Consider the following 12103-nt stretch of genomic DNA (forward strand, 5'->3'; position numbering starts at 1 on the left):
TGCCACATATTTAATTGAAAATTAGACGTCTGATTTCCATTGAATTTGCGGGGGCGCGAAGGTCCGGACGTCGGGTGGGGTGACTGGTTAGGCTCGGGGCGTGACGTCGCCCGATCCCGAACACCTGCTGTCCGCGGCGCTGCGCGCCCAGGCCGGGGGCAGCCCCGGCATGACCCCACCACCTCCGCAGCCCGCGCCGCCGCCCGCGCGCAAGCGACTTCCGGTGGTCGGCGTGCTGGTGTTCGCGGTGGTCCTCGGACTGGTGGTCGGCGCTCTGGCCGGGGTCATGACCGTCTTCAGCCCGTTCTGACGTTCCGGGCGTTTCATCCCGATCGTCCACCTGCGGAAAGTGCGCGTGCTCACCATCGGGTGAGCTGTCGAGCGCGCCTCGTGCACGGCGGGTCACTCTCCCGCGGACCGGGCCCCGCGGGGTCGCGGTACCGTTGGCGACCGTGACGACCGAACTGCCCGCGATTGTCAACGCCGCCGCGAACACGACCGCGCTGGCCCTGCTGCCGGACTGGCTGAACCCCGAGAACATCGTTCAGTCCCTCGGCCCGTTCGCCCTGATCGGCGTGTGCCTGATCATCTTCGCCGAGTGCGGCCTGCTCATCGGCTTCTTCCTGCCGGGCGACTCCCTGCTGTTCGTCACCGGCCTGTTCGTCGCGGCCGGTGCGATCGACACCCCGATCTGGCTGGTCTGCGTCCTGCTGGCGGTGTGCGCCTTCGTGGGCAACGTGACCGGCTACTGGATCGGCCGCAAGGTCGGTCCAGCGATGTTCAACAAGCCGGACTCGAAGCTGTTCAAGCGCGAGCACGTGGACAAGACCCACGAGTTCTTCGAGCGCTACGGCGCGCGGGCGATCATCCTGGCGCGGTTCGTGCCGATCGTGCGCACCTTCATCACCGCGGTCGCCGGCATCGCGCGGATGGACCAGCGGAAGTTCTTCAGCTTCTCCGCCATCGGCGGCGTCGCCTGGACCGTGAGCATGACGCTGCTCGGCTTCTTCCTCGGCAACATCCCGTGGATCCGCAACAACCTCGAGGCGATGGCGATCCTGATCGTGCTGATCTCGGTCATCCCGATCGTCATCGAGTACGTGAAGAACCGTCGCGAGAAGGCCCGCGAGGCGAGCTGACCCCACGGCGAACGCGCGAACTCCTAACCCCGGAGTTCGCGCGTTCTCGCATTTCAGGGCCGGTCAGTCGCCCGTCCCGTAGCGGGCGGCGATGGTCTCGGACGAGGGCCAGCGGCTGTAGGCGGGCCCCTGCGGCCAGCCCTCGGGCGCGTCCTGCCACTCCTCCTGCCGCCCGTACGGCAGCACGTCGACCAACGCGAAGGTGTGGCTGAGCTGCTCGACGCCGCGGCCGCTGGTGTGCCAGGTCCGGTAGACGGTGTCCCCGTCGCGGAGGAACACGTTGAGCGCGAACGCTCCGCCGGGCGGCGCGCCGACGTCGGAGCCGAACGAGCTGTTCGCCGTGGAGTACCAGGTCATCCTGTTCCCGACGCGCCGCTTGTAGGCCAGCGCCTCGTCGATCGGCCCCTGCGTGACGACGACGAACCGGGCGTCGTAGTCGTCCAGGAACTCCAGCCTGGTGAACTGCGAGGTGAATCCGGTGCAGCCCGGGCACTGCCACTCCTCGCCCGGGAACCACATGTGGTTGTAGACGATCAGCTGCGACTTGCCGTCGAAGACGTCGACCAGCCGGACCGGTCCGCCCTCGCCTTCGAGCGTGTAGTCGGGCATCTCGACCGCCGGCATGCGGCGGCGCTGCGCGGCGATCGCGTCGAGCTCGCGGGTCGCGGCCTTCTCCCGGGCGCGCAGCTCGTCGAGCTGGCGCTGCCAGGTCTCGGCGTCGACGACGGGTGGAATCGCGTTGGCGGTCATCAGGGCTCCCTCACGGGTTCGCGGTGGTTCACCTGGATCGACTTCGCCCGGTCCGCGAATTCATCGGTGCTGAGCGGTTCCGCTGTGGAAGCATCCCGGTGTCCTGTCGACTTCCCAGGAAGCACGCCGATGGAGCTCTCCCAGGTCCGCCTGCTGGTCAACGATTTCGCCGCCTGCTACCGCTTCTACCGGGACGTGCTGCGGCTCGAGCCGCAGTTCGAGGCGCCCGACGGCCCGTACGCGAAGTTCAGCCCGGATGGTGGCACCGCGGGCATCGCCCTGCAGGACCGGGCGCAGATGGCGCAGGTGCTCGACGAGCTCGGCGAGCAGCCGTCCGCGTACCGGTCGCTGGTCGTGCTGCACCTCGACGACCTCGACGGCTACTGCGCGGAGATCACCGGCCGCGGCGCGGAGCTGATCAGCGGCCCGGTCCCGATGACCGACCGGATGCGGGTCGCGCACCTGAAGGACCCCGCCGGGAACCTGATCGAGCTCCAGGAGTGGCTGGCCACCCGCGGCTGATCACCAAGCGGCGTCGGGATCGGCGTGCTGCTGGATCCAGGTGTGCATCACGACGCCGGCCGCCACGCCTGCGTTGATCGAGCGCGTCGAGCCGTACTGCGCGATGGAGACCACCAGGTCGGCGTCGCGCCGGGAGTCCTCGCGCAGGCCGGGGCCTTCCTGGCCGAACAGCAGCACGCAGCGGCGCGGCAAGGTCGTGCGCTCGATCGGCACCGCGCCGTCCGTGTTGTCCACCGCCACCAGCGCGAGGTCGTGCTCGGCCGCGTAGGCGCGCAGCGAGTCCAGCTCCGGGTGGTGGTGGACGTGCTGGTAGCGGTCGGTGACCATCGCTCCGCGCCGGTTCCACCGGCGGCGACCCACGATGTGCACCGCCTTCGCCGCGAAGGCGTTGGCGGTGCGCACCACGGTGCCGATGTTGTGGTCGTGCTGGAAGTTCTCGATGGCCACGTGGAAGTCGTGCCGCCGCAGGTCCAGATCGGCCACGATCGCCTCGCGCCGCCAGTAGCGGTAGTGGTCGACCACGTTGCGGCGGTCGCCGTGCTCCAGCAGCTCCGGGTCGAAGCGCTCATCGGTCGGCCAGGGACCCTCCCACGGGCCGACACCGACCGTGCTGCCCCACTCAGTGGGACCGATGTCCTCGCTCAAGGTCCCGCCTCTCAGTCCCGCCTCTCCGCGATTCACAGTGGTGGTCGCGCTCGGGAGGGATCTCCGCTCACGCCAAGCCGAGGTCGGACAGGCCCAGCAGCGATCGGTACGGCAGTCCGGCCGCTTCGATCTTCTCCCGCGCGCCGGTGTCGCGGTCCACGACGGTGGCGACGCCGACGATCTCGGCACCGACCTCGCGCAGCGCTTCGACGGCGGTCAGGACGCTGCCACCGGTGGTGGAGGTGTCCTCGACGGCCAGCACTCGGCGGCCGACGACGTCCGGGCCCTCGATGAGCCGCTGCATGCCGTGCGCCTTGGTGCTCTTGCGGACCACGAAGGAGTCCAGCGGGGCGCCTTCGGCGTGCATCATGGCGGTCGCGACCGGGTCGGCGCCGAGGGTCAGGCCGCCGACGGCGACGTAGTCCCAATCGGCGGTGAGCTGGCGCAGGAGCCGGCCGATCAGCGGTGCCGCCTGGTGGTGCAGCGTCGCGCGGCGGAGGTCGACGTAGTAATCGGCTTCCTTGCCCGAAGCCAACGTCACCTTGCCGTGCACGACGGCGATTTCCTCGATCAGGCGGGCGAGCTCGGAGCGCTGCTGTTCATCCACTGTGACCACGAGTTTTCAGCATACGGCCCAACCCGCACCCGCCCCCGCTCCGGGGGTCGTGCGACCTCCGGAGCACCGCCCGGAACGCGATTTCAATGGAAATCGGACATCCGATTTCCATTGAAATTGCGGAAGTTGTCCACAGGGACCCGGACTTGTCCACAGGGGTCGGCGGTCAGGTGCGGCCGGGGACCGTGCGGGTGACGATCATGCGCTGGAGCTTCTGCGGCACCAGGCGGCCGAGGGTGACCAGCGCCTTGTACTGGGCGCCCGGGATCGAGACGTCCTTGCCGCTGCGGAGGTCGGCCAGCGCGCCGTGGACCACCTGGTCGGCCTGCAGCCAGAACGCCTTGGGCAGGCGGCCCATCTCCAGGCCGGCCCGCTGGTGGAACTCGGTCTGGGTGAAGCCCGGGCACAGCGCCATGACCCGCACCCCGGTGCCGGCCAGCGAGACCGACAGCCCCTGCGAGAACGCGGTCACGTAGGCCTTGGTCGCGCCGTAGGTCGAACCCGCCACCGGGAAGAACCCGGCCACGCTCGACACGTTGATCACATCGCCCCGGCCGCGCTCGACCATGCCCGGAACGGCGGCGTGGGTCAGCGCGAGCACCGCGCCCGCGTTGACGTCCAGCTGCTTCTGCAGCTCGGCGGCGGAGGTTTCCACGAACGAGCCCGCGGTGCCGAACCCGGCGTTGTTGACCAGCACGTCGACCGGCCGGTCGACCTCGGCGAGCCGCTGCTCGACCTTCGCGCGCTGCTCGGCGTCGGCGAGGTCGGCGGGCAGCACCTCGACGCGCACCCCGTGCCGGGCCTGCAGCCGGTCGGCGAGCTCGGAGAGCCGGTCGACGTCGCGGGCGACCAGGACCATGTCGTGGCCTTCGGCGGCGAGTCGGCGGGCGAAGGCGCGCCCGATCCCCGCGGTGGCTCCGGTGACGAGTGCGGTAGGCATGCGCCCGAATTTACCGTGCGCCCGGCACGCACCCGTGAGTCCTTTGGGCGCCTATGGCGACCCGAAAGACTCACGGTCCCTGACGTGCGGAAACAGCGTCAGCGGGCGGATTCGGAGGAGGTGGGTTCCGGCTCGGCTGCGGGCTCCTCCTCGTTCGGGTCCGCGTCGAACGGGTCGATCAGGTCGGCGAGGTCGCCGAGGTCGCGCAGCAGGCGCTCGAGGCGGGCCGGGTCGGCGCTGCCCGGTTCCAGGGCCGCCAGGACCCAGTCGTCCTCCAGCCACACCACGGTGACGTCGGAGCCGATCTCCTCGGTGGCGTCCACCAGGTCCGGGGTCACCAGCGGCCGGGCCGCGGCCACCTCGGTGACGAACGCGTAGCGGGCGCCGACCGGGCCGAGCAGGTCCAGCTCGGAGTCCTGGGGCACCGGCACGTCGGGCAGCCACAGCTCGATGGTGGCCGGGGCCGCCCGGCGGCAGCGCATGCCGACCAGCACGGTCGCCGACCGGCTGCCTGCGTCGAGGTCCATCACGTAGACCTGGCGGCGGCCGTCGGAGGTGAAGGTCGAGCCGGCGACCACGTCGGTGGCCGTCGGGCTGCCGTACTGGGCGAGCGCGCCGCGCTCCCATCGGGTCGGCAGGACTTGGTCGACCTCGGCGAACTGCCAACCGCGCAGCGCTGCCCAGCGCCGCCGTTCCCGGTTGTTCGAGACGCGCTGCGACCGGTCAGCGATCAGCAGCACGACGCCCGCGCCGATGGCGAGGACGGCGATGACGAACCAGAGCCACGCAGGGATGCCCACACTGCGCAGGGTAGTCCGATCACCGCCGAAGACGAAGATCACCTGGTGATCCAACGCGAATCCGCCCCATCGGCTGAAGTTGACCTGCGAAAACAGTTCGCGGAGGGGGAGCCGGGCGGCGTGCCCCGGCTCCCCTCCGCTCAGAGCGCCTTGCGGAGCAGCAGCCAGCAGGTGGATCTGACCTAGGACGACTGGATCAGGAGGTCGCGAAGTTGTCGCAGAGGGTTTGCCACTCCGCGCGGTCCGGGGCCGGGCCGGTGAGTTCCGGACCTCCGGGCCGGAGGCCTTCGAGGACCAGGCCCAGGTAGCGGGAGCGGAGTTCGGCGCGGCGGTGCTCCGTGGTGGGCAGCCGCGGGTTGAGGTGCTTGAACAGCATGACGATGTCGGTCCAGTCGACGTCCTCGCGCAGCACACCCGCCTGCTTGGCGGCGGCGACCAGTTCCTCGATCGCCTCGGCGGCGCGCTCGCGGAGGTCCCGGAACTCCTGGGAGTAGACGTGCTGCGGGTCCATCGGCGGCAGCACGGTGCCGATCCCGGAACCCTCCCGCAGGGACCGCCGCATGAACCGGACCAGCGCTGACCAGGCGTCGGGTTCCTCGGCGAGCGCTCGCTCCGCCTCGTCGAGCAGCAGCTGGGACGCGGCCATGCGCACCTGCTCGATCAGCTCGCCCTTGCTCGGGTAGCGACGGTAGATGCTGGCCACGCCGACGCCCGCGCGCTTGGCGACCTCGGACATCGGGGCGGCGAAGCCCTGCTCGGCGAATACGTCGCGAGCCGCCCGGATGACCAGGTCGTCGTAGTGCGCCTGCTTGCTCGGTGTGGCCATGCCCACAGGATATCGCCGACCGGAATGATCTGTTCCGCCGCCGGGTTGGACCGGAACGGAATAATCCGTTCCGGTCTTCCGAGGGATGGGAAAGCAATGGTCACCACGGAACTCGCCCGGCCCCGCGCTGCGGCGCTGTCCCGGTCCGCTTCGTTCTGGTTCATCGGCGCGCTCTACGCCCTGTTCCTGATGGCGTCCACGGCGCCGTCCCCGATGTACGCGATCTACCAGCAGCGGTGGGGTTTCACGACCACCGTGCTCACCGAGGTGTTCGCCGTCTACGCGGTGGCGATCCTGGTCGCGCTGCTGATGTTCGGCTCGCTGTCCGACCACGTCGGCCGGCGCCCGGTGCTCCTGGTCTCGGTCGCCATGGAGATCGTCTCGATGCTGCTGCTCGCGTTCGCGCCGAGCGTCGGCTGGCTGTACGCGGGGCGTGCTCTGCAGGGTCTGGCGACCGGCGTGGTGACCAGCGCGATCAGCGGCTCGCTGCTGGACTTCCAACGCCCCGGGACGAACCGCGGAGCGCTGGTCAACGGCGTGGCGGCGGCCTTCGGCATGGCCCTGGGCTCGCTGATCGCCGGAGCGCTGGTGCAGTACGTGCCCGGCCCGACGCTGACCAGCTACCTGCTGCTCGTCCTCGGCTTCGCGGTGGCGATCCCCGGCGTGCTGGCCATGCCGGAACCGGTCGCGCAGCGCGGCTCGCTGCGCGAGGTGCTGCGCCCGCAGCGCCCGACCGTCCCGGCCGGCAAGGGCGTGGCGTTCGCCCTGATGGCCACCACGCTGCTCGCGTCCTGGATCGTCGGCGGGATGTTCATGTCCCTCGGCCCGTCCGTCGCCAAGGGCATGGTCCACGGCAGCCCCTACCTGATCGGCGGTGCGACGGTCGCGGCCCTGGCCGGCTTCGGCGGCCTCTCCCAGCTGGTCCTGTCCGGCGTCGACGCCCGCCGCGCGGTGCGGATCGGCGGCCCGGTGATGATCCTCGGGCTGGCCGGGATCGCGACCTCGACGGTCGAGCACCAACCGCTCGTCTTCTTCGCCGCGGCAGCCGTTCTGGGCACCGGCTGGGGCGTGATGTTCATGGGCGGCATGCGGATGCTGACCGGCCTGGCCTCCCCGGAGCACCGCGCGGGCACCTCGGCGCTGATCTACGTGGTCGCCTACCTGTCGGCAGGAGTCCCGAGCGTCACCCTCGGTGTGGTCAGCACCTTCTTCGGCCTCACCGCGGCAACGGTCGTCTTCGCCTCAGCAGCAGCCCTCTTCGCTGCGACAGCGGTCGCTTCCACCTACCTGCACCGCTGACCGGAGGGCGCCTCCGCGTTCGCGAAGGCGCCCTCCAATCCACTGTGGAGCGTCAGCTCTCGGCGGACACCACGAGGGACTCGTTGTCGTCCGCGGTGTCGACGAGAATCTTGTCGCCCTCCCGGATGTCGCCCGCCAGGAGCTTGCGGGCCAGCTGGTCGCCGATGGCCGACTGGACCAGGCGGCGCAGCGGCCGGGCCCCGTAGACCGGGTCGAAACCGTTGAGGGCCAACCAATCCCGGGCCGCCGGCTGGACGTCGAGGGTCAGCCGGCGCTGGGACAGGCGCCGGGCGAGGTGGTCCACCTGGATGTCCACGATGGACGTCAGCTCCTCGGTGGACAGCGCGTGGAACACCACCACGTCGTCCAGGCGGTTCAGGAACTCCGGCTTGAAGTGCTTGCGCACCACCGAGCGCACCGCGTCGTCGCGCTCCTGCTCGGTCAGGTTCGGGTCGGCGATCGCCTGCGAGCCGAGGTTCGAGGTCAGCACCAGGATCGTGTTCCGGAAGTCCACCGTGCGGCCCTGGCCGTCGGTGAGCCGACCGTCGTCGAGGACCTGCAGCAGCACGTCGAAGACGTCCTGGTGGGCCTTCTCCACCTCGTCGAACAGCACCACCGAGTAGGGCCTGCGGCGCACCGACTCGGTCAGCTGCCCGCCCTGGTCGTAGCCCACGTACCCGGGCGGCGCGCCGACGAGCCGGGCCACCGAGTGCTTCTCGGCGTACTCGCTCATGTCGATGCGGACCATCGCACGCTCGTCGTCGAACAGGAACCCGGCCAGCGCCTTGGCCAGCTCGGTCTTGCCGACACCGGTCGGGCCCAGGAACAGGAACGATCCGGTGGGGCGGTCCGGGTCGGCGACCCCGGCGCGGGTGCGGCGCACCGCGTCGGACACCGCGCGCACCGCCTCGGCCTGCCCGACCACGCGGGCGCCGAGCGCTTCCTCCATCCGCAGCAGCTTCGCGGTCTCGCCCTCCAGCAGCCGACCGGCGGGGATGCCGGTCCAGGAGCTCACCACGTCCGCGACGTCGTCGGCGGTGACCTCCTCCTGCAGCATCGCCTTGCGCTCGGACTGCGCCGCGGTGGCCGCGTCGAGCTCCTTCTCCAGCTGCGGGATCCGGCCGTAGCGCAGCTCGGCGGCCTTGCCCAGGTCGCCGTCGCGCTCGGCGCGGTCGGACTCGCCGCGCAGCTGCTCGAGCTGCGTCTTCAGGTCGCGGACGACGTCGATGGACTCCTTCTCCTGCTGCCAGCGCGCGGTCAGCTCGGACAGCTTCTCGCGCCGGTCGGCGAGTTCGGCGCGCAGCGCGGCCAGCCGCTCCAAGGAGGCGGGGTCGTCCTCCTTGGACAGCGCCATCTCCTCGATCTCCAGCCGTCGCACGGCGCGTTCGACCTCGTCGATCTCCACCGGCCGCGAGTCGATCTCCATGCGCAGCCGCGACGCGGCCTCGTCGACCAGGTCGATCGCCTTGTCCGGCAGGAAGCGCGCGGTGATGTAGCGGTCGGACAGGGTGGCGGCGGCGACCAGCGCGCCGTCGGTGATCCGCACGCCGTGGTGGACCTCGTAGCGCTCCTTGAGCCCGCGCAGGATCGCCACCGCGTCCTCCGGGCTCGGCTCGCCGACCAGCACCTGCTGGAACCGGCGCTCCAGCGCGGCATCGGTCTCGATGTGCTGGCGGTACTCGTCGAGCGTGGTCGCGCCGACCATCCGCAGCTCGCCGCGGGCCAGCATCGGCTTGATCATGTTCCCGGCGTCCATCGCGCCCTCGCCGCTGGCACCGGCGCCGACGATGGTGTGCAGCTCGTCGATGAAGGTGATGACCTGCCCGGCCGAGTCGGTGATCTCCTTGAGCACCGCCTTGAGCCGCTCCTCGAACTCGCCGCGGTACTTCGCCCCGGCGACCATCGAGCCGAGGTCCAGCGACACCACGCGCTTGCCGCGCAGCGATTCCGGCACGTCACCGGCGACGATGCGCTGGGCCAGGCCCTCCACGATCGCGGTCTTGCCGACACCGGGCTCGCCGATGAGGACCGGGTTGTTCTTGGTGCGGCGCGAGAGCACCTGCACGACGCGGCGGATCTCGGTGTCGCGGCCGATCACCGGGTCCAGCTCGCCCTTGCGCGCGCGGTCGGTGAGGTCCTGGCCGTACTTCTCCAGGGCCTTGTAGGTGCCCTCCGGGTCCGGACTGGTCACGCGCGCGGAGCCGCGCACCTTGCCGAAGGCCTCGGTCAGCGCCTCGGGCGTGGCGCCGTGCTGCTTGAGCAGGTCGGCGACGCGGCCGCCTTCAGCGGCCAGGCCGACCAGCAGGTGCTCGGTGGAGACGTACTCGTCGCCCATCTCGGTCGCCAACCGCTGGGCGTGGGTGAGCGCGCGGACCGCGTCGCGGGACAGCTGCGGGGCGGACACCGTGCTGCCGCTGGCGGTGGGCAGCTTGTTGATCAGCTGGTCGAGCTCGCGGTGCACTACCGACGGCTCGGCACCGACCGCGGTGAGCAGCGGTGCGGTCAGCCCGTCGCCCTGGGCGAGCAGCGCGCCGAGCAGGTGCGCGGGGCTGACGTCCGGGTTGCCGGCCACCGTCGCGGCCTGCACCGCCGAGGAGATCGCCTGCTGGGTCTTGGTCGTCGGGTTGAACGCGTCCATTCCTCCACCTCGTCGCCGCTGGCTCCTACCAGGACATCTTGCCCTGCAACCGCCATGTCTACACAGACAACGATAGAAAAGTTGAGCTGGTTCCGCTCAATCTTGGGATGTGATCCGTACAACACGAAGCGGTCTCATTTTCGACGAATGTCACAAAGAGGGCTTGCCCGGGACATTTCACCCGTTTTAGCTATTGCGCCATGACCACTACGACAGCGCCGGACGGCCAGCTCGTCCTGGCTGCCGAAGAGGGCGGCGCGCTCTCTGGCATAGAGAACGCCATCAACACCGTTTTCAACCCGATCTCCGAGGGCTTCTCCAACATCGTCTTCGGCGAGCTCACGGTCTTCGGCGTGACCTTCCCGTGGATCGTGGCCTGGCTGGTGATCGCCGCCGCGGTGTTCACCGCGGTCTTCGGGTTCATCCAGGTCCGGTCCTTCAAGCTGGCCATCGACCTGGTCCGCGGGAAGTACACCGACAAGAGCGAACCCGGCGAGATCAACCACTTCCAGGCGCTGGCCTCGGCCCTGTCCGGCACCGTCGGCCTCGGCAACATCGCCGGCGTCGGCGTCGCGGTGACCATCGGTGGCGCGGGCGCGACCTTCTGGATGATCGTCTGCGGCCTGCTCGGCATGGCGACCAAGTTCGTCGAGTGCACCCTGGGCGTGAAGTACCGGGAGATCGACGCCGACGGCACCGTCTCCGGCGGCCCGATGCACTACCTGCGCAAGGGCATCGCGGAACGCATCCCGAACGCGTTCGGCGCGTCGCTGGGCAAGGTGCTGGCCGTGCTCGCCGCGGTCATGATCCTGTTCTTCGCCATCGCAGGTGGGAACATGTTCCAGGCCAACCAGACCTTCGCGCAGCTGCGCAACGTCACCGGCGGCGACACCGGCCTGCTCGGCTCCGACGGCGCGGCGCTGATCTTCGGCGTGCTGCTGGCGGTGCTGATCGGCTCGGTGATCATCGGCGGCATCAGGTCCATCGGCGCGGTCACCAGCCGCCTGGTCCCGGCCATGGCCGTGGTCTACGTGCTCGCCTGCCTCACCGTCATCGGCGTCAACTACGACACCGTGCCCAGCGCGATCGGCGAGATCATCACCGGCGCGTTCACCCCGGAGGCCGGGTTCGGCGGGATGATCGGCGTGCTGATCGTCGGCTTCCAGCGCGCCGCGTTCTCCAACGAGGCGGGCCTGGGCTCGGCGCCGATCGCGCACTCGGCGGTGAAGACCAAGCACCCGGTCACCGAGGGGCTGGTCGCGCTGCTGGAGCCGTTCATCGACACCGTCATCGTCTGCACCATGACGGCGCTGACCATCGTCATCGCCAACACGCAGTTCTGGACGGACGCGCAGCAGACCGTGCTCAACGGCGGGGACACCCCGGACGGCGTCACCGTCACCTCGGAGTCCTTCGCCACCGTGCTGCCGTGGTTCCCGTACGTGCTGACCGTCGCGGTCGCGCTGTTCGCGATCTCCACGATCATCACCTGGGGCTACTACGGCCAGAAGGCCTGGTGCTACCTGTTCGGCAAGAGCAAGACCAAGGAGCGCGTCTACAACGTCATCTTCTGCACCTTCACCGTGGTGGGTTCGGTGCTGACGCTGGGCAGCGTGCTCGACTTCGCCGACGCGGTGCTGTTCGCGCTGGCGCTGTTCAACATCGGCGGCCTGTACATCATGATCCCGGTGGTGAAGCGGGAGCTGGCGTCCTACAAGGCCAAGCTCCGCACCGGCGAGGTCCGCAAGGTCGACGAGAAGGTCTGACCTCCCGGCAGGAACACGCGAACGACCTCCGGCGCATCGGATCACCCGACGCACCGGAGGTCGTCTCGTTCCCCGACCCCTCCCGGGCCCAGTTCCCACCATGTGGACCACAGTTTCAATTGAAACTGCAGATCCCACCCACGGCGGACCCGCAGTTTCAAT

12 protein-coding genes are annotated in these 12103 nt (G+C 69.9%); 5 read left to right on the plus strand and 7 right to left on the minus strand.

The genetic code is table 11. The annotated features are described in order from the left end of the window. Window positions 1-100 precede the first annotated feature (100 nt). The gene (locus ABTZ89_RS26600) at window positions 101-310 is read left to right on the plus strand and encodes a hypothetical protein (protein WP_270952935.1); all 210 of its coding nucleotides are present in this window, start codon (window positions 101-103) and stop codon (window positions 308-310) included. A 142-nt stretch (window positions 311-452) separates the two neighbouring features. Beyond that, window positions 453-1139, plus strand: a complete 687-nt coding sequence (locus ABTZ89_RS26605) for a DedA family protein (protein ID WP_270952933.1) — start codon at window positions 453-455, stop codon at window positions 1137-1139. Between the two features lie 63 nt (window positions 1140-1202). Here the strand turns inward: ABTZ89_RS26605 and ABTZ89_RS26610 are convergent, their stop codons facing one another. Further along, complete coding sequence (locus ABTZ89_RS26610; protein ID WP_351049576.1) at window positions 1203-1889, minus strand: DUF899 domain-containing protein; 687 nt, start codon at window positions 1887-1889, stop codon at window positions 1203-1205. A gap of 129 nt (window positions 1890-2018) precedes the next feature. Between ABTZ89_RS26610 and ABTZ89_RS26615 the strand changes: the two genes are divergently transcribed. After that, window positions 2019-2411 carry a VOC family protein gene (locus ABTZ89_RS26615; RefSeq protein ID WP_351049578.1) on the plus strand — a complete coding sequence of 131 codons (393 nt, stop codon included), beginning with the start codon at window positions 2019-2021 and terminating at the stop codon, window positions 2409-2411. Here the strand turns inward: ABTZ89_RS26615 and ABTZ89_RS26620 are convergent, their stop codons facing one another. From ABTZ89_RS26620 to ABTZ89_RS26640, 5 genes are all read right to left on the minus strand, one after another. Continuing rightward, entirely contained in the window at window positions 2412-3056 is a 645-nt protein-coding gene (locus ABTZ89_RS26620; protein WP_270952927.1) for a TrmH family RNA methyltransferase, read from the minus strand. It abuts the gene before it with no gap. A 67-nt stretch (window positions 3057-3123) separates the two neighbouring features. Further along, window positions 3124-3672 (minus strand): orotate phosphoribosyltransferase, encoded by a 549-nt coding sequence (gene pyrE, locus ABTZ89_RS26625; RefSeq protein ID WP_270952925.1) that lies wholly within the window; start codon window positions 3670-3672, stop codon window positions 3124-3126. Between the two features lie 166 nt (window positions 3673-3838). Further along, on the minus strand, window positions 3839-4612 hold the full coding sequence (locus ABTZ89_RS26630; RefSeq protein WP_351049583.1) for an SDR family NAD(P)-dependent oxidoreductase: 774 nt from the start codon (window positions 4610-4612) through the stop codon (window positions 3839-3841). A 98-nt stretch (window positions 4613-4710) separates the two neighbouring features. Then, the gene (locus ABTZ89_RS26635) at window positions 4711-5406 is read right to left on the minus strand and encodes a TtfA family protein (protein WP_270952965.1); all 696 of its coding nucleotides are present in this window, start codon (window positions 5404-5406) and stop codon (window positions 4711-4713) included. Between the two features lie 202 nt (window positions 5407-5608). Next, window positions 5609-6238 (minus strand): TetR/AcrR family transcriptional regulator, encoded by a 630-nt coding sequence (locus tag ABTZ89_RS26640; RefSeq protein ID WP_351049587.1) that lies wholly within the window; start codon window positions 6236-6238, stop codon window positions 5609-5611. A gap of 96 nt (window positions 6239-6334) precedes the next feature. Between ABTZ89_RS26640 and ABTZ89_RS26645 the strand changes: the two genes are divergently transcribed. Next, window positions 6335-7537, plus strand: a complete 1203-nt coding sequence (locus ABTZ89_RS26645; protein ID WP_351049590.1) for an MFS transporter — start codon at window positions 6335-6337, stop codon at window positions 7535-7537. A gap of 52 nt (window positions 7538-7589) precedes the next feature. Here ABTZ89_RS26645 and clpB read toward each other — a convergent pair whose 3' ends face one another. Beyond that, window positions 7590-10175 carry an ATP-dependent chaperone ClpB gene (clpB, locus tag ABTZ89_RS26650; protein WP_270952919.1) on the minus strand — a complete coding sequence of 862 codons (2586 nt, stop codon included), beginning with the start codon at window positions 10173-10175 and terminating at the stop codon, window positions 7590-7592. A 200-nt stretch (window positions 10176-10375) separates the two neighbouring features. Here clpB and ABTZ89_RS26655 point away from each other — a divergent pair, with 200 nt between their 5' ends. Further along, complete coding sequence (locus ABTZ89_RS26655) at window positions 10376-11941, plus strand: alanine/glycine:cation symporter family protein (protein WP_270952917.1); 1566 nt, start codon at window positions 10376-10378, stop codon at window positions 11939-11941. Window positions 11942-12103 lie beyond the last annotated feature (162 nt).

Source organism: Saccharopolyspora sp. NPDC002686, assembly GCF_040295745.1.
In the GTDB taxonomy this organism is placed as follows: Bacteria; Actinomycetota; Actinomycetes; order Mycobacteriales; family Pseudonocardiaceae; genus Saccharopolyspora; species Saccharopolyspora oryzae.